17 protein-coding genes and 1 pseudogene are annotated in these 18836 nt (G+C 66.8%); 8 read left to right on the top strand and 10 right to left on the bottom strand.

Annotated features, from left to right (window positions below; genetic code table 11):
• Nucleotides 1-2: 2 nt before the first annotated feature.
• From JNW87_RS00695 to JNW87_RS00665, 7 genes are all read right to left on the bottom strand, one after another.
• The gene (locus tag JNW87_RS00695; protein ID WP_238452703.1) at nucleotides 3-2684 is read right to left on the bottom strand and encodes a hypothetical protein; all 2682 of its coding nucleotides are present in this window, start codon (nucleotides 2682-2684) and stop codon (nucleotides 3-5) included.
• A gap of 12 nt (nucleotides 2685-2696) precedes the next feature.
• Nucleotides 2697-4742, bottom strand: a complete 2046-nt coding sequence (locus JNW87_RS00690; RefSeq protein ID WP_109805423.1) for a hypothetical protein — start codon at nucleotides 4740-4742, stop codon at nucleotides 2697-2699.
• An 83-nt stretch (nucleotides 4743-4825) separates the two neighbouring features.
• Complete coding sequence (locus JNW87_RS00685; RefSeq protein ID WP_109805422.1) at nucleotides 4826-5731, bottom strand: carbohydrate ABC transporter permease; 906 nt, start codon at nucleotides 5729-5731, stop codon at nucleotides 4826-4828.
• Between the two features lie 4 nt (nucleotides 5732-5735).
• Entirely contained in the window at nucleotides 5736-6695 is a 960-nt protein-coding gene (locus JNW87_RS00680; protein WP_109805421.1) for a carbohydrate ABC transporter permease, read from the bottom strand.
• 1 nt (nucleotide 6696) lies between these two features.
• Complete coding sequence (locus JNW87_RS00675; protein ID WP_109805420.1) at nucleotides 6697-7992, bottom strand: extracellular solute-binding protein; 1296 nt, start codon at nucleotides 7990-7992, stop codon at nucleotides 6697-6699.
• 261 nt (nucleotides 7993-8253) lie between these two features.
• Nucleotides 8254-8820, bottom strand: coding sequence for a helix-turn-helix transcriptional regulator (locus tag JNW87_RS00670; RefSeq protein WP_238452702.1), 567 nt, complete (start codon nucleotides 8818-8820; stop codon nucleotides 8254-8256).
• A complete protein-coding gene (locus JNW87_RS00665) occupies nucleotides 8817-9116 on the bottom strand; it encodes a cupin domain-containing protein (protein WP_238452701.1) in 300 nt (99 codons plus the stop codon). Before JNW87_RS00665 ends, JNW87_RS00670 begins: the two co-directional genes overlap by 4 nt.
• 107 nt (nucleotides 9117-9223) lie before the next feature.
• Here JNW87_RS00665 and JNW87_RS00660 point away from each other — a divergent pair, with 107 nt between their 5' ends.
• The 3 genes and pseudogenes from JNW87_RS00660 to JNW87_RS00650 form a co-directional block, all read left to right on the top strand.
• Nucleotides 9224-10015 carry a phytanoyl-CoA dioxygenase family protein gene (locus JNW87_RS00660; protein WP_109805418.1) on the top strand — a complete coding sequence of 264 codons (792 nt, stop codon included), beginning with the start codon at nucleotides 9224-9226 and terminating at the stop codon, nucleotides 10013-10015.
• A 45-nt stretch (nucleotides 10016-10060) separates the two neighbouring features.
• The gene (locus JNW87_RS00655) at nucleotides 10061-11221 is read left to right on the top strand and encodes a hypothetical protein (protein ID WP_109805417.1); all 1161 of its coding nucleotides are present in this window, start codon (nucleotides 10061-10063) and stop codon (nucleotides 11219-11221) included.
• Nucleotides 11222-11246: 25 nt separating this feature from the next.
• Nucleotides 11247-11828: pseudogene (locus JNW87_RS00650) on the top strand (phytanoyl-CoA dioxygenase family protein); the annotation flags it as partial.
• A gap of 8 nt (nucleotides 11829-11836) precedes the next feature.
• Here JNW87_RS00650 and JNW87_RS00645 read toward each other — a convergent pair.
• The 3 genes from JNW87_RS00645 to JNW87_RS00640 form a co-directional block, all read right to left on the bottom strand.
• Nucleotides 11837-13060 (bottom strand): LacI family DNA-binding transcriptional regulator, encoded by a 1224-nt coding sequence (locus JNW87_RS00645; RefSeq protein ID WP_238452700.1) that lies wholly within the window; start codon nucleotides 13058-13060, stop codon nucleotides 11837-11839.
• An 86-nt stretch (nucleotides 13061-13146) separates the two neighbouring features.
• Nucleotides 13147-13335 carry a PfkB family carbohydrate kinase gene (locus JNW87_RS41170; RefSeq protein WP_375373442.1) on the bottom strand — a complete coding sequence of 63 codons (189 nt, stop codon included), beginning with the start codon at nucleotides 13333-13335 and terminating at the stop codon, nucleotides 13147-13149.
• An 11-nt stretch (nucleotides 13336-13346) separates the two neighbouring features.
• Nucleotides 13347-14159: a carbohydrate kinase family protein gene (locus tag JNW87_RS00640; protein WP_238452699.1), complete on the bottom strand. Its 813-nt coding sequence runs from the start codon at nucleotides 14157-14159 to the stop codon at nucleotides 13347-13349.
• 187 nt (nucleotides 14160-14346) lie between these two features.
• Between JNW87_RS00640 and JNW87_RS00635 the strand changes: the two genes are divergently transcribed.
• The 5 genes from JNW87_RS00635 to eno are packed head-to-tail and all read left to right on the top strand — an operon-like array spanning nucleotide 14347 to nucleotide 18634.
• Nucleotides 14347-15174, top strand: coding sequence for a class I fructose-bisphosphate aldolase (locus JNW87_RS00635; protein ID WP_201749989.1), 828 nt, complete (start codon nucleotides 14347-14349; stop codon nucleotides 15172-15174).
• Nucleotides 15175-15176: 2 nt separating this feature from the next.
• Entirely contained in the window at nucleotides 15177-16319 is a 1143-nt protein-coding gene (locus tag JNW87_RS00630) for a Gfo/Idh/MocA family protein (protein ID WP_109805412.1), read from the top strand.
• 1 nt (nucleotide 16320) lies between these two features.
• The gene (locus JNW87_RS00625; RefSeq protein ID WP_238452698.1) at nucleotides 16321-16635 is read left to right on the top strand and encodes a hypothetical protein; all 315 of its coding nucleotides are present in this window, start codon (nucleotides 16321-16323) and stop codon (nucleotides 16633-16635) included.
• Nucleotides 16635-17327 (top strand): phosphotransferase family protein, encoded by a 693-nt coding sequence (locus tag JNW87_RS00620; RefSeq protein ID WP_238452697.1) that lies wholly within the window; start codon nucleotides 16635-16637, stop codon nucleotides 17325-17327. The genes JNW87_RS00625 and JNW87_RS00620 overlap by 1 nt, the downstream gene beginning before the upstream one ends.
• Nucleotides 17294-18634: a phosphopyruvate hydratase gene (eno, locus tag JNW87_RS00615; RefSeq protein ID WP_309233871.1), complete on the top strand. Its 1341-nt coding sequence runs from the start codon at nucleotides 17294-17296 to the stop codon at nucleotides 18632-18634. The genes JNW87_RS00620 and eno overlap by 34 nt, the downstream gene beginning before the upstream one ends.
• The last annotated feature ends 202 nt before the right edge of the window (nucleotides 18635-18836 follow it).

Raw genomic sequence — 18836 nt, 5'->3', positions numbered from 1 at the left:
GTTCACCCGGGAAGTTGCTGACGACCAGCGATACAGGGCTGCGGAAGGGCGATCGTCTCGCCCACGGGCAATCGAAGTCGCTGGCACGATTCGACGGGACTGATGAGACTGCCGGACAAGCGGAGCTCGGCCGCCGCGGGAGCGATGTTTTCGTTCAGTCGCCGACCAAGGATTCTGATCCCGTCCAGACCGCCGGTCTCGCCGGGCAGAGCCACGAAGTGTGGCCAGCCCAGATCTGCACGGTACCCGTTCTTCATCCACACCGCGTCGATCACCGTCATGGCGGCAAATGACGAAGGCCGTACACCGGTTGGTCGGATGGTTCCCTCGTGGGGCACATAGCTCTCGGCGAACATGTGCGCCCGCACGATGTCGCGAAGATAGGCGTTGGCCAGGACGGCGGTCCGCTCCGGCATGCCGTGTGCGAGTAGACCATAGCTGGCGAGACTAAACTCGGGGTACCTGGTCTCGGTAAATCCCGCGAAATCGTCGGTGGGATCGTAGCTGGCGTCGAACCGGTTCGTCAGACCGGCGGCGTGCTCGCTGTCCAGCAATTCCACGTTCAGGCCGATCGCCACGTCGAGGTCATTACCACGGCAGTCGCCCCGATAGTTGCACCGCTCTTCGCCGACGAAGTGGTACTGCACCGGGTCGCTGGTCGAGGGCCAGAGCCAGCGCAGGTAGTTCTCGAACAGCTGGGTACGTTGTTGATTCCAGAACTCCACCTCGCCCGGAATCTTGAGGATGCCCGCGATTTCCCGTGCGTAGCGCATGTCAACCAGCAGCGACACGACAAAGTCCGAGTCCCGCTCGTTGGGGAAGTCGACCGCAGGATCCTCGCCGCAGCAGATCCATCGGGGATTGTCCCGTTCCCACAGCAGATGACGTTTGAGCGCTGGATAGACACTGCGCAGCGACGCCTGATCGCCCGTGAGCCGGTACAGCACGTCAGCCGTCTGCGCCTTGCGGGAGGGCAGGCTCTCACCGCCCATCTCCCCGTCGTGGCTCACCAAGGAGAGCAACCCTTTGTACGCCTGCCATGCGAGGTCGGGATCGACGTAGGCGAAAAACTGCATCTCGAGGACGCTTTCCCACTGGGCGGAGGGCTTGGCGCCAGGAGCGCCGAAGTTCCAGAGCGACGCCTTCCCGTTGGCGATCTGCGGATAGTGGAAGCCGGTCTCGGGCATCGGCGGCAGCACATTCGACGCGATGTGAACCCACGCCGTGTAGTACTCACGGCGCACCTCGTCCGGCGTCACTCCGGACGCCGGGACGCCATGTACGGCGAAGTCGTGTGGCTGCGGGACGCCGGCGAGAAGACGGTCCCAGAAGCGGGTCTGCTCGCTTACGGCGCCTCGCCACGTCCCGTCGAGGACAGGTCGACTCGCTCGTTCCCGGGCGAGCGCGCCAGCGTTGTCGCCCGGCGCGAAGGCGATCGACATGCCCAGCTCCGCCGGACCAGATCGACGGGCCACTGGCAGCGGGATGTCGACCGACCAGAAGCCTTCGCCGTCCACCTCCTGCGAGGGGTTCTGGAGCAGGAAGTCGACGGCGGACCGATACAGGCGCGGTTCCCCCGACAGTGGCAGGGAGAAGCTGACCGCATAGCTGTAGCCCGCTGAGGTGACCGTCAGGGTGCGGCTTTTCCGATCCCATGAGGGTTTGCCGGCGAATTTGCCGGCCACGGTGACGACCGGGACGGGGTTACCCTCGCCTGACGACGGCTGGAGGTCGATCGAACGGACCACCGTGTCACGGTCGTGGAACGCATCGCTGCCACTGAGCGCCACGCCATTCGGGTACGTTGCGTGGAAGGGCAGCTCGCCGGGCAGCCACTCCGTCTCGAACGAGGCCGCAGTCTGCATCGGAGAGTCCACGCCCACGATGCGCAGGTGATCCAGGTAGGTGGGTCGCTCCTGGTAGATCGCGACGAAGCTGAGCCAAAAGCTCTTCGTTCCGTGCCACCCCGTGGCCCTTGGAAGATCGAAGGTGAAGGCGCCCGTCTGATCGGTATCGCGCTGCAGGAAGATCAATGGCGACTGCGCCCCGTCCCTCACCTGAAGCGACCACTTGCCTTCCGTTCTGGGCACCGTGATCTGCAGGAACGGGGTCTGGTCGACGTTGATCTCCAGAGAGCGGGAGATCGATGCGGCGATCGTGTCGTGGACAGTCAGCTTCGCCTGCCCGTCGATCAGTTCGGTGGAGAGTTGCGGGCTGACGTCCCACTCTCCGCTGAGGGTGCTGAAGTCGTCGTCGAGCGCGCTTCGCAGCCGCGGTGTACGTTCTCCGTCCCGCATGTACAGAGACGCTGCCTGTGGGATCTCTTCCGCTCGGTCGCCGACGTAGTAGCCGACGTTCATTGGCAGCTGGGGGCCATTGCTGTACGCGGTCGGTTTCTCCATTCCCGGTGTTCGGTTGGCCCCCAGCAGGTTGAAGTTGTAGGGGTTGACGACGACCCGGCTGCCGGGAAGGCTCATCCAACGGCGCTGGTCCGGCCCGGTGTCCCTGAGCGCTTGAACGGTGGGTGGCTCAGCGCTCGCCGACTCCCCCGTGGAGGACTGCGAAGCCGGCCCCGTGCCGGGACTGACCACTGCTCTGGCGGTCACGGGCGCCGACAGGACGACCAGCATCGCCGCCGCCGGCGAAAGGTAACGATACCTTCGTGCGCGCTTGGTTCGCGTCATACCCAACACCTCCTAGGCACCGCTGGAGACCAGGGTGAAGCCGCCCGGCGCGACGGGGGCTTCGACGGTGCCCGAGCGCCCCACCACCGTGCGGACGAGTCGGCCGGACACGTCGTACGCGCGAGCTATTACCAGCTTGTCAGTGGGCAGGCTCACCTCTCGCGTCTCGAACTGACGCGAGAAACTGCGCAGCAGCGCCTGTGCGCTGGTGGAGTCGCCGACGGTCTGCACCTCGACCAGGGGCTGGACGAGGACGGCGTCGAAAGCGATCGGATGGTCACTCGCACCTTCGTGCGTGAAGGAGAGCGCGAGACGGTTCTGCCGTACGGTCACTGCCTGGGCGGTCACGATGTCGGGATAGCCCGGGCGGCTGGTGACGCCCCGGTCTCCCGCGCCACCGAGGTCGACAGTGGCGAGCGGGGCGCCGTCTGCGGTGATCCCGAGGCCGAGTTCACCCTTCGGCACTTGTTCCCGGTTGACCACCGGCAGCACCAGGTATTCGCCGTTGGCGGGTAGCTCGACGGTCACGTCAATCCGGCCGCCGGGGTCGAGGGTCACGCTGCGCCCGCTGCACTGTCCTTCGCCGGACAGGAAGGGGCAGGGGTCGCTGACTGTCGCTGCGCCGGAAAGCTTCCCGCTTTCGGCTTCGACCATCCGCCAGGTGTGCCGCTGCATCGGCTTCGCGGTGAGCGCACGCCTGGCCAGGTCGGGATTCTGGTCGAGCAGCTCCATCGACATCAGTGCGTGGGAGACCTCGGCGCCGGAGTTGGTGTTGATGTAGCCGTCGCCGGTCAGACCGTCGAACAGCACCCCATTGTCGGGGTTGTACATCGCCCGGCCGGCGTAGTTGTTGCCGAAGTACCAGCTCGCGGCGTACCCGGCCAGGGCACGGATACCGGGACGATCAGCCGCCACAGCAACCTGGTAGAGGCTTTGGACAAGGTCATCGGCTGAGAAGCCGAACTGGATGCGCCCCACGGGTGCGGGCGACCACTGGTTGTCCGGCCCACCCTGGATCATCATGTGCGGTGTGAACGTCGACACGGACGCGACGGCCGTGTTGATCCAGTCGCGGCGGCCGAGCAGCGCGCCCGCCTCGGCGAGCGAGCCGGCCATCATGTTTCCCCAGCCCGCCCAGTGCGCCCGGTACGCGGCGTTGTTCATCATCGCCCCGAACGGCCATTGGTAGGCGTCGCCGAGACTCATTTCGTTGAGGGCCTCGCCGTACTGGGCGAGCATGTGCTGCGCCCGGTCGTGAACCTGCCTGGTGCTCGCGTCCTCGGCATCCTCGGTGCTGTGGACGTAGGCAACCAGGCCCTGCATCAGGTCGGCAGTAGAGTTCACGCCGTACTTGCCCAGGAACCAGCTGGGCCATTTGAGGCCATCGACGATGTGGTACTGCCCGTACCGGTTGAGGCTCTGGCGGTCGAGGGAATCGAAGGACAGGACCAGCCGGTCCTGCAGGAACCGCGCGAATCCCGGGTCACGGTCCTTGAAGACGTCGTACGCCTCGCCGAAGGCCCAGATGGCCCTGGCGTTGGCATAACTCTCCCTATCGGAATTTCCGTCGAAGGGCACCGACTGACGGTTGATGCGGCCGTCTGGCTGCATCCACTGCTCGAAATTGCCGAGGTTGGCGCCGCCGGCCTCCTGCATGTAGGCCGCGCCGCGGAGCAACTGGTACGCGCGGTCGAGACTGTGCTGGTCTTCGCGGATCCGCCAGTGGCGCAGGTAGGCAACAGCCGCGCGGGTCGCGTCGCCGGGATAGTAGGCGCCCTGGCCCCAGGTGTCGGAGTCGGCGTCGTACGACCCTCCACCAGCCCGGGTGTAGCCGCCGTCGGAATTGTGCTGTGCGTACACCCAGACGACGCCGAACTCGGGTTCCTCCGCCAACCGGTAGGTGGTGTGGCCCTCCTGGCTTGGCGGCTTGACGGTGTCGTACAGGAAGTCGAGGTGGTCGAGGTTGGTGAGCCCATGTGCGGCGCTTTCGGCCGCCGCCGCGGGGTTGAGGGCCGGCAGCAAGGCTCCGACCAGTAGCAGCGCGCAGATTGCGCTCACTCGTCTCAGTGTCAAAGTCCTGGTAATCATTTGGGCTCCAGCCGGAAGCGGGCGTTCGAGGTACGACGAGGGGGTTGGGGTGCTCAACCCTTCACGCCGCTGCTCAGGTTGGTGGCTGAGAAATGCCTTTGGAACAGCACGAACAGCAGTACGACAGGTGCGGCCAGAACCACCGCGCCGGCGAGGATGGCGCCGAACGGATTGTCCGCGTTGCCGGCCTGCGAGCTGATGTAGTTCGCCAGCGCGACCGCGAGCGGCTGCATGTGGCGGTCTTTGGTCACCAGGAACGGCCAGAGGAAGTCGTTCCATGGACCGATGAACGTCACCAGCACCACGGTGAGCAGCGCCGGCCGGATCAGCGGCAGGGCCACGTACCGCAGCACCTGCAACTCGCTGGCGCCATCAACGCGGGGCGCGTCGAAGAGGTCCGCCGGAATGGCCAGGAAGAACTGCCGGAAGATGAACACCCCGGTAGCGTTCACTGCGCCCGGCAGGATCATCCCGAGGTACGTGTCCCCCAACCCGTAGTCGCGCACGATAAGGATGTAGAGCGGGATCAGCGAGAGCGTGAACGGCACCAGTTGGAGCAGGATCAGCACGGTGAACAGCGCCTCGCGTCCCCGGAACCGCAACTGCGCGAGGGCGTATCCGGTCAGGGCGCCCACCACCACGCTCATGATCACTACCCCACCGGTGTAGATGGCGGAGTTGAGCAGGGCGCGCCCGAGCGGGACCGTGGCGTTGATCGCCGCGTAATTGTCCAGCGACAGATCGCCTGGATCGGGGACCGCGCCGCCGGGTGAGGAGTCCGGTTCGGTCTGTAGCGAGCCGACGACCATGTAGTAGAAGGGGAAGAGGAACATGAAGGCGCCGGCCGACAGCGCGAGCAGCCGGGCCGCCTTTCCGATCGCAGCGGGTGCGCTGGCCGTCGTCGAGCTCGCGGTTGCCGCCTCGGGCGCGACAGATTGGGGTACGTGGGTTGTGGTCATCTCGTCACTCCCGCTCGAGCAGGCGCCGGTTGAGCAGGCTCAGCGCGAGTACGGCGGCGACCAGGACGAAGCCCAGCGCAGCGGCGAAGTCGGGTTTGCCCTGCTGAATTCCCTTTTGATACATGATCAGCACCGGTGACATCGAGGCGCCGTTCGGTCCGCCGCTGCCGGTGAGCAGATACGGTTCGGTGAACAGGTTCGCGCCCCAGATCGTCGCCAGGACCACGACGAGCGTGGTCGCCGGGCGCACGCTCGGCACGGTGATCGACCACCAGATGCGTAGCCGCCCGGCACCGTCGACCGCCGCCGATTCGTACAGTTGACGGGGAATGTTCTGCAGCGCGGCGAGATAGAGCACGACGAAGAAGCCGAGCTGTTTCCAGGTCACGTACAGCGCGATCAGAGGCATCACCAACGTCTCGTTGACCAGCCACGACGGCTGCGGCGCGAGGTGGCCGAGAATGGTGTTGACCAGACCGTCCCGGCTGAACAACCACAGCCACACGGCGACCACTGCCACGCTCGCGGTCACGTACGGCAGGTAGTACGCGGTGCGGAAAAACCCGCGCAGCGGCAGCACGGCGTTGAGCACGGCCGCCAAGGCGAGCGCAGCGATCGTCGTCAGCGGTACGTTGATGGCCAGGAAGATCGCGATATTCACAAACGAGCGCCGTACCAGCGGGTCGCTGAGCACGTCGGCGTAGTTGTCCAGGCCGACGAACGGCTTGGGCACATCGACGCCGGGTGCCGTGAAGAAGAAGTCATGAAACGAAATCCACAGCGCGAGCAGGATCGGGTACGCCGCGAGCACAGCCAGGAAGACCGTGTACGGCGTGACGAAGGCGATCCCAATCGGGTGCTGACCTAGCAGCCGCCGGACCGGGCGCCGGGGGCGCGGCGGCTGTTTCTTGCCCGCCACATCGCCGAGTCGTCCGGCGGTAATCGATGCGGTATCCGGGCTCATGTCACTTCTCGCCGGCGAGTTGCTCGACCTTCTGCGCGGCCTGGTCGAAGGCCGACGTGACGTCCTGCTTGCCGAAGACCACGGATGCCACGTACGCATCGCGGAAGGTCTGCCAGATCCCGATGCTGTTGGGCACGAAAGGCACCTCGGCGACCCGGGAGGCCTGGTCGGCGAAGGTCATGTAGGACGGGTTCTTCGCGAAATAGTCCGGGTACTTGTCGGGCAGGCCCTGACGAAGCGGCATCTCCCCGGTCATCTCGAGGAACTTGCCGTCCTGCTCCTCACCAGTGGCGAACTTGAGCACATCCCACGCGGTGCCCCGGTTCTTGCATGAGCTGTAGATCGAGATGGTCTTGGCGTCGGCGAACGTCCACGTCTGGTTGGCGGGCATGCCGTTCGGCGTGGGGACCGGTACGACGCCCCAGTGGAGCTTTCCGTAGGTGCTGATCGCCCAGGGGCCGGCGGAGCGGATGGCGACCTTGCCCTCGGCGAACGGGTCGGTGGTCGTGCTCACCGGATCCTTAGGCGCCAGACCCTCCTGATAGATGGTCCGCCAGAAATTCGCGACCTGTAGGCCGGCATCCGAGTTGAACTGGGCCTTGCCGTCCTTGACGAGCAGTGTGCCGCCAGACTCGGCCACGGACAGCGGGTAGAAGTCGAAGAACGACTGGTAGAACTCGTTGGTCGGAGCGGGTGCGATGGCGTACTTGGCACCGCCCTTCGCTACTACCTTGCGTGCCGCAGAGAGGAAATCCTGGTAGGTACTCAGGGGCGGATTGTCGGGGTCCAGCCCGGCCTTCGCGAAGATGTCCTTGTTGTAGAACATCATCAACGGGTTGGCCTTCCAGGGGATTTGGTAGTACTTCCCGTCCGGCGACTTGTATTGCTGTGCCACCTTCTCGCCGCTGCGCGACTCGATGTACTCGGCGGCGCCTGGGAAGGAGTCCAGCGAGACCAGGCCGCCCATGTGCTGGTAGTCGGGGGTCGCGATCTGGGCGCCGTTGAAGATCAGGCACGGGGTGTTGCCGGCGGCGATCGCCGCGGTGACCGCCTCCTCCGAGGACTTCCCGGCGGGAACTTCCTGACCGGTGATCTTCTGGTCCGGATGTTCGGCGTTCCATGCCTCGATCATCTGCTGGGCCCATTTGATCTCGGGCTCGAAGTTGGCGTACCAGATCTTGATCGGACCACGTTGGGCGTTGGCGCTGTCACCGCCAGCGCTACCGCCACCGCCGCACGCCGTGAGCAGCAGACTTCCGACGAGCAGGCCGCTGAGGATGGTTGCCTTGCGCTTCATGAGGCTTTCTCCTCCTCAAGGCCCTCGAGCGATCGCTGTGCGATGGCAGGGAAGCTGCCTCGCCCTCGAGCCGTGTAATTGAGATAACGTTACCCGGACGCTAACATCAGCTCGACCAGAAGTCATCCCCTCGAAACGAACGTCTATCGGAGAGAAGTCACGACAGACTCCTGGAGGCGTTACGTGCCCCCCACTCCTCGAGCGTCCACGATGGCGTTGACTCACGATCTGACGCACACGCCGCCACGATCCGCAGCCCCGTCAGCGTTGGTTGGGTACGACGCGACGGCTGGCGGCGGCCCGGTATTCCCGCGGGCTCACCTCGTAGCGGTGTCTGAAGCAGCGCCCGAAGTACGAGAGGCTGTCGAAGCCGCACCGTTCCGCGATCCGGCCCACCGGCTCGGCCGTGGTCGCCAGCAGCAGGGCGGCATGCGCCAGTCGGAGCTCGGTGACGTGCTCGACCGGCGTACGCCCGTAGTGCGCTCGCATGCTGCGGGCGAGGTGGCCGTGACTCACCGCGGCCAGCTCGAGCAGCCTCGGCAGCCCCGCCCCGAGGTTTTCCTCCACATTCATCGCCGCACACGCCCGCACCAGCCAGGCCGGTCGCCCCGCGGCGCCCAACGTGCCACCCTCGCCGGCTGCCAAGGCGGGCACCACCGCCGTCCACAGCCGGATCAGGTCGATGGTGCTGGGACCACGGTGGAAGAGCTCGAGCACCCGGTGGCACTCGGTCGCGACCTCACCGTCCGGTTCATCGGCCCGCACCATTGGCGGCGTCGGGGTCCGATCCCAGTCGGCCGCCTGCTCAATGCCGGCGAGATCACTCAAGGCTCGCCACAGGCCGCCGGGAACGCGATGTTGATGAAGCGCAACTGCTCCCGGCCGGTGACGAGGAACTGGTGCCGGTCGTGCGGTCTGGCGAGTGCGAGATCACCGGGGCGCATCGGCAGGTCTGTACCCGCGATCCGCTGCACTCCCCGGCCGGAGACCACGTACATGAGCTCGTAGAAGTCGGCGTGCGAATGAGGGAAGGAGAGTTCTCGCGGCTCGTGCCCGACGAAGGCGAGCGCTGCATGGTACGGCTCGCCGCAGGCAATCTCATCGAACTTGACTACTGCGGGCATGTCAGAAATTTACAACTTCCTGCAGAGATTCTGCTAGCCCGAGTCACTCCAGCGACGAAATGCTGGGGCCGACAGCCCCCGATGAGTGACTCGAAAGGAGCATGCCGATGGGCATCCTGACCACCGACCGCGACGTCATGCGCACCCAGTACGACAGGGACGGCTATGCCGTCTTCCGCAACGTCCTCGATCGTGAACTGATCGCCGAGGCGAGCGACCACGTGGACTGGCTCCAGGCGAAGTACCCGGACCGGCGACCCGAGGACCTGAGCCACGAGTTGGTGGCGCAGGACCCGTTCTGGGTGCGGCTGGTCAGCGACGACCGGCTGCTCGATGTCGCTGAGGTCTTCATCGGCCCGAACATCGCGCTTTTCGCCTCCCACTACATCTGCAAGCCGCCCTTGTCCAACCGGCCCGTGCTGTGGCATCAGGACGGTGCCGGTTGGCCGCTGGAGCCGATGGAGGTGGTGACGCTCTGGCTCGCCGTCGACGAGTCCACGCCTGAAAACGGCTGCCTGCGGGTCCTTCCCGGCTCGCAGCGTCAGGAGTTCCATCCACTGCGACAACGACCCGACATCGACAACGTGCTCGGCGCGGAAAGCATCGTGGACATAGACGAGTCCGACGCGGTTGACCTGGTGCTGCAGCCCGGCGACGTGGAGGTGCACCACCCGAACATCCTGCACGCGAGCGACGGCAACACCTCGCAGAAGCGGAGGTGCGGCCTGACCATCCGCTACATCCCGACGTCCACCCGGATCGTCACCGACGATCCGCCGTTCGTCAGCGCACTGCTGTTGCGCGGCGAGCCGGGCGTCAACAGCTACCAGCCGCTTCCCCGGCACGTGCCGGGGTACGACTTCCCGTTCCGTGGCTGCGAGGCGTGGACGGGCAGCTGATCTGGCGGCAACGAAGGCCATCTGAGGCACAGAAGGGCGTATTCAATGGCAGAGCTCACCAACGACTTCTTCGGCACCGGCTTCTTCGACTGGCAGCGCTCCGGCCCGGACCACCTGCGGCGGCTGTACGAGAGGACTGGCTACAACGAGGCGGAGTACTGGGGCGCTTTCTCTACCGAACCGGTCGACGAAGCGACGTACGAGCTGCCGGAATGGGCGATCGGCCCGTTTGGCAAGTATCCCGGCAACCCAGTGTTCGGCCCGGCAGAAAAGGGTTGGGACCGCGGTCGGTTCGGTGGCGGCGTCCACAACGGGGCGATCGTGCGCAAGGACGGCCTGTTCTACTACGTCTACCGTGGGGAGGAGCCACTACCGGAGGGCTTCTGGGGCCAGGGTGAGCAACAGTCGATTGAGTTCGGCGAGATCGACTACATCTGCGATATCGGCGTTGCTACCAGCCATGACGGCGTCACTTTCACCCGCCTTGAGGGGCACAACCCGTTGTTCCGGCATGGCGAGGACGCTCGGTACAGCTTCGAGGATGTCTGCGTCGTCGAGCACGACGGCCGGTACTATCTGTATTGCAACCGGTGGGACTGGAAGGACGCCGAGAACCCGGCGATCAACGGCGTCTACATCGCCGTCTCCGACAACCTCGTCGATTGGCAGAAGATCGGGCTGGCGTTCCCCGAGGCTGATGAGATCCACCGCAACGCCTGCGTTCTGCAAAACCCTGAGAACCAGGCGGTACGGGTCGACGGACGGTTCGTCATGTACCTCAACAACGGCCTGATTGCGTACTCCGAGGATCTGCTGCACTGGGAGTCCACCAAGGTCGACGAGCTTTGGCCGGGCGGCGAGGGCTGCTTCGCCCTGACCGACTACTCCCAAAGTGACCCAGATCGGATTGTGCTCTTCACCGGTGGCCACCACACCGGCCATTTCTACGCCGCAGGCGAAGTGCTGCTATCCAAGTCAGACCCCGCACGCGCTGTGGACTGGCTCCCCCGGCCCGTCCTGGTCGCCGAGGAGCGATACCCGTGGGAGAACTGCCGCGACGCCGAGGAGCCGGAACGGCTGGTCTCCTGCTTCCGCGACACAATCTTCTTCACTGGCATGACCCGCCACGAGGGGACCTGGTGGCTGTACTACGGCGGCAGCGAGGTCTACACCTGTCTGGCGCAGGCAGACGCGGACACCGACTGACGCCCAAGAAGGAGGACGAAGAGAAATGCTCAGCGACAAGCAAATCGAGTTCTACCGCGAGAACGGATACCTACTGGTCCCCGGGGTGTTCAGCAGGCATGAGGCGGCCGCCTACCGCGAGGAGAGCCACCGCATGTTCGGCCGCCTTGCCGGCGATGCCGCGGAGGACCGCACCTGGGGCAGCGCCCGCGAGTTGGCCGGGGGGCGGAAAACGACCATTCAGGGGCAGCACGACGTCCAATTCCTCGCCGCCGCATTCACCAGGCTGATCGTGGACGAACGGCTGACCGGCCCAGCAGCCCAGCTCATTGGCGGCCAGAACGTGCAACTACACCACACGAAGGTATTCATCAAGCCGCCGGAGCAGGGGTCGCCCTTCCCCATGCACCAGGACCACCCCTACTTCCCGCACCACAAGCACACCGTGCTCGCCGCGATCATTCACTTCGACGACGCGCCCGAGGAGAAAGGTTGCGTGCGCGTCGTTCCCGGAAGCCACCGGCTCGGGCCGCTCGCGCACGACACGACGGGTAGCCTCCACCTGCCGCCCGACGAGTACCCGATCGAGTCCGCGCTGCCCTGCCCGGCGACCGCCGGGGACGTGCTGTACTTCAGCTACCTGACGGTGCACGGCTCCGGGGTCAACACCAGTGACGAAGCGCGTACCACGCTGCTGGTCCAGATGCGGGACCCGGAGGACCCACCGGCCAACGACGCGCACCGGTCACCGGGCCAGGGAACGATGCTGCGCGGCATCGATCCCACGGTGGCAAGACGGTGACGATTATTCTCGCTCAACCCTCGCCGGCACCGGCCCGTACGGCCGGTGCGCGAGCTGGCGCGACGGCCACGCGTGATCAGGTTGGTACGGATAATGCTCGTTTGCGGCCTGCCACGATAACCGCGGATCCGCCGGAACAGCATCTCCGCGGCGCGACGGCCGAACTGCTCGACGCTGTAGCCGATGAGGGTCACCGGCATCGGGAGGAACTTGCCGAAGTCGATGTCGTCGAACCCCACGATGTCCACCTCGGCGCGGCGCCGGTCCAGCTCCTCCACCACGCCCACCGTCATACGGTTGTTGCAGCAGAAGAAACCTGTCGGTGGGTTGGGGCCGTCCAGCAGCGCCGCCGCCTCCGCCGCCGCCTGCTCCGTGGTGAACGCGCCGAAGCGCAGCAGCGACTCGTCCACCTCCAGGCCGGCCGCCTCCATCGCGGCTCGGAAGCCACGTGTCCGCTCCGCAATGGTGTACAGGTCCTGTTCGTACCCGATCACCGCGATGCGCCGGTGCCCCCGGGCGATGAGTCGTTCGGTGCCGGCCGCGGCACCGCCGACGTTGTCGATCAGGACGGTGTCCGCCTCGATCCCCTCCGGTTTCCGGTCCAGGAAGACCATCGGCGTGCCGAGGTCGATCTCAGTTCGGCAGAACACGTGGTTGCTCGCGGTCGGGACCACGATCAGGCCGTCCACGCGGCGGTGACACAGCTCGACGATCAGCTCCTGTTCGCGCGCCGGATCCTCCTCGGAGCTGCCGGTGATGAGCAGCGTGTCGTGGCTGCGCGCCACCTGCTCGATCTCCCGGGCCAGCTGAGAGTAGAACGGGTTGCGGAGATCTTCGGTGACCAGGCCGATGGTGGCGGTCTCCCGGCCGGCGCGCAGGTCGCGGGCGAGGTTGTTGCGGCGGAAGCCGAGCTGCACCGCCGCCTTCAGCACCCTGTCGATGTAGTCCGGATGGACGGTCGGCTCGTTGTTGATCACCCGAGACACCGTCATGACGCTGACCCCGGCGGCCTGCGCGACGTCGCGCATCGTGGGCCGCCTGCCGTCCTTGCGAGCCATCGGCGTCACGTCGGGGATTCCGGCCCCGCCCCCGGCCGGGTCACGCCGGTTACCGAAGCTGCCACGTCTGCTCCTTGTCGTGTCGCTCACTGCTCGACTCCGGGCGATGCGTCACCTTGCAGCGTGCGCGCGGACAGTGGTCTCCCGCGCACCACGTCCGCCGCAGCCGCTGCGGCATATCGTAGGGCGGTGTCGGGCCCGACGCCGGTGAGGATCCCGTAGATCAGCCCTGCGGCCGCGGCGTCCCCCGCCCCCGTAGTCCGCGCCCGCGGCACTGCCTCCGCCGCTACAAACAGCTCCTGCTCGGCCCAGCCGGCCCGGCCCGCGAAGCACCGCCCGGCGTCCGCCAACCGCTTCTCGTCGCGGCGAACAGGTACATCCCGCTTGGTCCGTCCGTGAGCAACACCACACCGGCGCCTCGCCCGAGCGCCGACCGCCCCATTGTCCGGGCGACGGGTTCGCCGCCGGAGGCGACGGGGCCGAGGGCAGTCAGGTCGTCCACGCTCGGAGTGAAGACGTCGACGTACGGCAGGGCCTTCGTCAGCACCGTCTGCCAGTCAACTGCCGCGGCGTCGGACCCCGGGTCCACGGTAGATAAATCGACGGATGTGGTCACGCCACATCGGCGGGCTCGCGAGAGGAGGTCCACCAGGTGTGCGCCGTCGTCGGCGTAGAGCTTCGGGAGTGCAGTGGGGTAGCCGAGATGGAGCAGGTCAACGCCCGAGAGGTCGATCCCGCTTCCGTCGAACTGGGCATTGGTGCCCAGGTGATGATAAAACGAGCGATCGCCACCCGGTGCGTCGAACACCACGGAGTAGGACGTGGCACCGGCGACGGTGAGCACCCCGCTCAGGTCCGCCCCGCTGGCGACCAGCATGTGGCGGACCAGCCGCCCCAAGTCGTCGTCGCCGACGTCGGCGGCCAGGCGCACCGGCGCGCCGAGGGAAGCGAGCCCGCAGCCGGTGTTCGCGACGCAGCCGCCCGGTCGGATCCGGAGCGGCCCGACGTCGGTCAGCTGGCCGGGGGTCAACTCGGCGAGCCTGGTCAGCTCCGGCACGAGGTCGACGCAGACGTGTCCCGCAACCACCGCACGCTTCACCGTCGTGACCTCCGTACCTTCGCTTCTCTCTGATGGAACGTTACCTGACCGGCGCTGCCCGACTCAAAGCCGCTACCTCTTCTGGCTGCCGTGCTTCGGGTTTATGGCGAATCCTCACCGATGACACGACCGCGACTCGTTGGTATGGTCCGGATAACGTTAACCCGAAGAGGGCGAGGGTATGCAGATGTACCGACTGAACCGTCTCTTCCACCCCGGGTCCGGCCGCTGCCTAGACGTCGCCGTGGACCACGGGTTTTTCGGCGAGGCCTCGTTCATCTCCGGCATCGAGGACATGCCCGCAGCGGTCGACCAACTGGTGCGGGCCGCGCCGGACGCGATCCAGCTCACCCCGGGCCAGGCGCCGCTGCTGCAGCGGCACGCCGACCGCCGCAAACCCGCTCTGGTGCTACGGACCGACGTGGCGAACGTCTACGGCAACCCGCTGGATTCGTACCTGTTCAGCCGCCACTTCCCTGACGCAGTGGAGCAGGCGGTGCGGCTGGATGCCGCCTGCGTGGTGGCGAACCTGTTGCACCTTCCCGGCCGGCCGGAGGTCCGGGAACGCTGCATCGAGAGCATCATGGCGCTGCGTGAGCAGTGCACCCGGTACGGGATGCCGCTGATGATCGAACCTCTGGTAATGCGGGACAACACCGAAGCCGGCGGCTACCAGGTCGACGGCGACACACAACGCATAGTGGCGCTGGTGCGTCAGGCCCGCGAGCTCGGCGCCGATCTGATCAAGGCCGACCCCACCGACGACGTCGACGACTACCACCTGGTGGTGCAGACCGCGGTAGTGCCGGTGCTGGTCCGCGGCGGCGGCCGGGTCGGCGACGCGGAGTTGCTGCGCCGCACCGAGGCGCTGCTGCGGCAGGGTGCGGCGGGCATCGTCTACGGCCGCAACATCATCCAGCACCCGAACCCCGAGGCGATCACCCGGGCCCTCTTGGCGCTGCTCCACGATGAAGCCACGGCCGAAGAGGCCCTGGCGATCGTCGAGAAGGGCTAGCGATGTCGACTCAACAGCGGGTCAACTTGGGCATTATCGGCGGTGGCCTGATGGGGCGGGAGACCGCCATGGCGATCGCGCGCTGGGGTGCCCTGACCGATCACCCGGTCCGCCCCGTCCTCACCGCAGTGTGCGACGTCAACCCCGAGGCGCTCGCCTGGTTCGACCGGGTCGACACGGTCACCACCACCACCGATGACTACCGGCGGCTGCTCGCCGCCGACGACGTGGACGTGGTGTACGTGGCGGTCCGGCACGACATGCACGAGCAGATCTACGTCGACACGATCAACGCGGGCAAGGACCTGCTCGCGGAGAAGCCGTTCGGCATCGACCTCGGCGCCGCCGAACGCATCGTGGCTACGGCGGAGAGCCGGCCGGACGTATTCGTACGATGCTCCAGCGAGATGCCGTTCTTCCCCGGAGCCCACGCGGCATACCAACTCATCCGGTCCGGAAGCCTGGGCACGATGATCGAGGCTACGAGCCAGCTCAGCCACTCCAGCGACTTCGACCGGGACAAGCCGCTGAACTGGAAGCGGCAACGGAAGTTCTGCGGTGACGCCGGGGTGATGAACGACCTCGGCATGCACGTCTGTCATGTGCCGCTGCGGCTGGGTTGGATTCCCGAGCGGGTGTACGCGGTGCTGCAGGACATCGTGCGGGAGCGACCCGGTCCGGACGGGCTGCCGGCGCGCTGCGACGCGTACGACAACGCGACCCTGCTGTGCTCGGTGCCCCACGACGGCACCGAGTTCCCGCTCACCCTTCACATGAAGCGGATCGACCCCGGCCAGAAGAACACCTGGCAGCTACGGGCGGTGGGGACATCCGGCGGGGTCGCGTTCTCCACGCGGTACCCGAAGACGCTGTGGCAGATGACCCTGTCCGGCAAGGAGCAGGTCTGGCAGCAGGTCGAGATGGGCAGCCAGTCGGTCTTTCCCACCGTCACCGGCGGCATCTTCGAAAGCGGCTTCTCCGACGTGATTCTGCAGATGTGGGCGGCGTTCTTCGCCGAACGGGCGGGCCGGCTCGACGACCGCTTCGGCTGCGTCACGCCACGGGAGGCGCTGGAAAGCCACCGGATCTTCCAGGCCGCCCTGCAGTCGGGCGAGACCCGACAGGCCGCCGAGATCGGAGGCTGACATGCCGCGCCATCTGCTTCGCCACGAGCAGGACGTCGCCACGTTCCTCCGGGACCGTGGCATCGTGACGGCCGCCGAGCAGGTTCAGGTGCGGGCGCTCGGCGGCGGGGTCTCCAATGTGGTCTTCGCCGCGCGTGCTGAGTCCGGCCGATACGTCGTCAAACAGTCGCTGGACCGGCTCCGGGTGCCCGACGAGTGGCTGGCGCCACGGGAGCGGACGCTGACCGAGGCCAACGCGATGCGGTTGGCGCACGAGATCACGCCGCACGCCGTGCCGTCCTCGTCGATTGCGACGAGGACCGGTACGCGCTGGTGATGGGCCTCGCGCCGGACGGCTGGGAGGACTGGAAATTCCGGCTCCTCGCCGGTCACGCCGAGGAGTGGGCAGCGCGGGAGCTGGGGTCGACGCTGGCGCGGTGGCACTCCGCCACGGCGGGGGGCCGGGGCGTGCCAGAGCAGTTCGCGGATGCCACGGCATTCGTCGCGCTGCGCGTCGACCCGTACCACCGGGAGGTGATGCGCCGCAGGCCCGAGCTGGCCAATCCCGTCGGGCTTCTCGTCGAGGAAATGCTCCAGCGGCCGAGTTGCCTGGTCCACGGCGACTTCTCTCCCAAGAACGTGCTGGTCGGGCGGGACGCGCTGTGGGTTACCGACTTCGAGGTCGCCCACCTCGGGGATCCGGCGTTCGACGTGGGTTTCCTGGTCACCCACCTGCTGCTGAAGAGCGTGCACTGGCCGGCCGCGATCGACCGGTACCACGCCTGTGCCACCGCGTTCCTGCGGGCGTACCAGGAGGGTCTCGACCCGGCGATCACGTTGTCGCCCGAATACCTCTCCCGGCACGTCGGGTGCCTGCTGGCGGCGCGGGTCGACGGGAAGTCGGTGGCCGAGTACCTGACCGGGGACCAGCGGGCGCTCGTCCGCGACCTCGCAACGGCGCTGCTCAGCCGACCGGCCGACGATCCGGATGAGATATGGCAGCACCTGTCGTCGGTGGTGCGGCGATGAGTTCACAGATCAGCGAGGTGTTCGCGTGGGAGGCGCTGGACTCCCGGGGTCGGCCCACAGTTGGCTGTGAGGTGACGCTGCGCGGCGGCGCGCGGGGCACGGTCACGGTGCCCTCGGGCGCTTCGACCGGCGGATACGAGGTGCGCGAACTCCGTGACGGCGGCGAGCGGTACGGCGGCTACGGCGTCCTCGGCGCCGTGCGCAACGTGATCGACGTCCTCGGCCCCGCCGTCGAAGGCCTGGACGCGCACCAGCGGGACGCCCTCGACGCCACGCTCGTCGACGTCGACGGCACGGCAGACCTGTCCCGGCTGGGTGGCAACGCCGTGCTTGCCGTGTCCCTAGCCGCGCTGCTCGCCGCGGCTCAGGACGCCGGTGTTCCCTTGTACCGGTACCTCGACGACACCGGCGAGCCGCCGCTGCTACCGCTACCGATGGTCAACATCGTCTCTGGCGGCGCGCACGCCGGAGGGATGCTCGACATCCAGGACGTACTCGCAGTACCGGTGGGGGCGCCGGACCTCTCGCAGGCGATCGAGTGGGTGTGGCGAGTCCGGCACGCGGCAAGCGACCTGCTGGCGCGGCAGGGCGCACCGACGGCGCTCGTCGCCGACGAAGGTGGCCTCGCTGCTCATTTGCGCAGCAATGCGGCCGCCCTTGACCTGGTCTGCGGAGCGATCGAACGAGCCGGATTGTGCCCCGGAGCCGACGTGTCGCTAGCCGTGGACATCGCGGCCAGCCAAATCGTCCAGCCGGACGGGCGATTCCGGCTAGCCGTCGAGAACCGCGACCTGCCGAGCGCGGAATGGCTCGAGGAGGTCGTGCGATGGTGCAGGAACTACCCAGTCGTCTCGGTGGAAGACGTGCTGCACGAGGACGACTGGACCGGCTGGGCCGAAGTCACCGAACGGTTGTCCCACATCCAACTCCTGGGCGACGACCTGTTCGCCACCCACCTGTCCCGCTTAAATCACGGGATCGAACGGGGTGCCGGCAACGCCGTACTGGTCAAGCCGAACCAGACCGGCACGGTGAGCCGCGCGGAGCAGGTGGCCCGGCGAGCGCTGGACGCTGGCTACGGCTGCGTGGTCAGCGCGCGCTCCGGCGACAGTGAGGACAGCTACCTTGCAGACCTCGCAATCGGGTGGCGTGCGGGTCAGATCAAGGTCGGCTCCCTGACCCGGTCGGAACGCAACGCGAAGTGGAACCGGCTACTGCGGATCGCTGGGGAACTGGGGGAAAATAAGAGATTTGCTGGTCCAGAGTTCCTAGGCGGAAGCCGGGGTACGGGAACATCAAGCCTTTGAGAGAATTGCCGCCCTGGCCACCTAGCAGCCGCCTGACGGCCGCACCCCGGCCTGGCCATCCACCGACTCCTTACCGACCTGATGTGATGAAGGAGCGGGGCCTCCGCTCCTCGTGAATCTCGCTCTGGGCGTGCCGTTGGGCGTTCACTTGGAGGTGTTCACGTCCGTCACGACGTTGGAGGCCCCTGTGAACACAGACTAC

The sequence above is a fragment of the Micromonospora sp. ATA51 genome (assembly GCF_016802855.1).
GTDB lineage: Bacteria > Actinomycetota > Actinomycetes > Mycobacteriales > Micromonosporaceae > Micromonospora > Micromonospora sicca.
This window is presented reverse-complemented; position numbering and strand designations above follow the sequence as displayed.

What these genes read in the sequence shown, in the direction of transcription:
- JNW87_RS00625 (WP_238452698.1), top strand. Translation starts at nt 16,321, where the DNA reads ATGCCGCGCCATCTGCTTCGCCACGAGCAGGACGTCGCCACGTTCCTC.
- JNW87_RS00620 (WP_238452697.1), top strand. Translation starts at nt 16,635, where the DNA reads ATGGGCCTCGCGCCGGACGGCTGGGAGGACTGGAAATTCCGGCTCCTC.
- JNW87_RS00685 (WP_109805422.1), bottom strand. Translation starts at nt 5,731, where the DNA reads ATGACCACAACCCACGTACCCCAATCTGTCGCGCCCGAGGCGGCAACC.
- JNW87_RS00630 (WP_109805412.1), top strand. Translation starts at nt 15,177, where the DNA reads ATGTCGACTCAACAGCGGGTCAACTTGGGCATTATCGGCGGTGGCCTG.
- JNW87_RS00655 (WP_109805417.1), top strand. Translation starts at nt 10,061, where the DNA reads ATGGCAGAGCTCACCAACGACTTCTTCGGCACCGGCTTCTTCGACTGG.
- JNW87_RS00695 (WP_238452703.1), bottom strand. Translation starts at nt 2,684, where the DNA reads ATGACGCGAACCAAGCGCGCACGAAGGTATCGTTACCTTTCGCCGGCG.
- JNW87_RS00660 (WP_109805418.1), top strand. Translation starts at nt 9,224, where the DNA reads ATGGGCATCCTGACCACCGACCGCGACGTCATGCGCACCCAGTACGAC.
- JNW87_RS00675 (WP_109805420.1), bottom strand. Translation starts at nt 7,992, where the DNA reads ATGAAGCGCAAGGCAACCATCCTCAGCGGCCTGCTCGTCGGAAGTCTG.
- JNW87_RS00635 (WP_201749989.1), top strand. Translation starts at nt 14,347, where the DNA reads ATGTACCGACTGAACCGTCTCTTCCACCCCGGGTCCGGCCGCTGCCTA.
- eno (WP_309233871.1), top strand. Translation starts at nt 17,294, where the DNA reads ATGGCAGCACCTGTCGTCGGTGGTGCGGCGATGAGTTCACAGATCAGC.
- JNW87_RS00645 (WP_238452700.1), bottom strand. Translation starts at nt 13,060, where the DNA reads ATGGCTCGCAAGGACGGCAGGCGGCCCACGATGCGCGACGTCGCGCAG.
- JNW87_RS00680 (WP_109805421.1), bottom strand. Translation starts at nt 6,695, where the DNA reads ATGAGCCCGGATACCGCATCGATTACCGCCGGACGACTCGGCGATGTG.
- JNW87_RS00665 (WP_238452701.1), bottom strand. Translation starts at nt 9,116, where the DNA reads ATGCCCGCAGTAGTCAAGTTCGATGAGATTGCCTGCGGCGAGCCGTAC.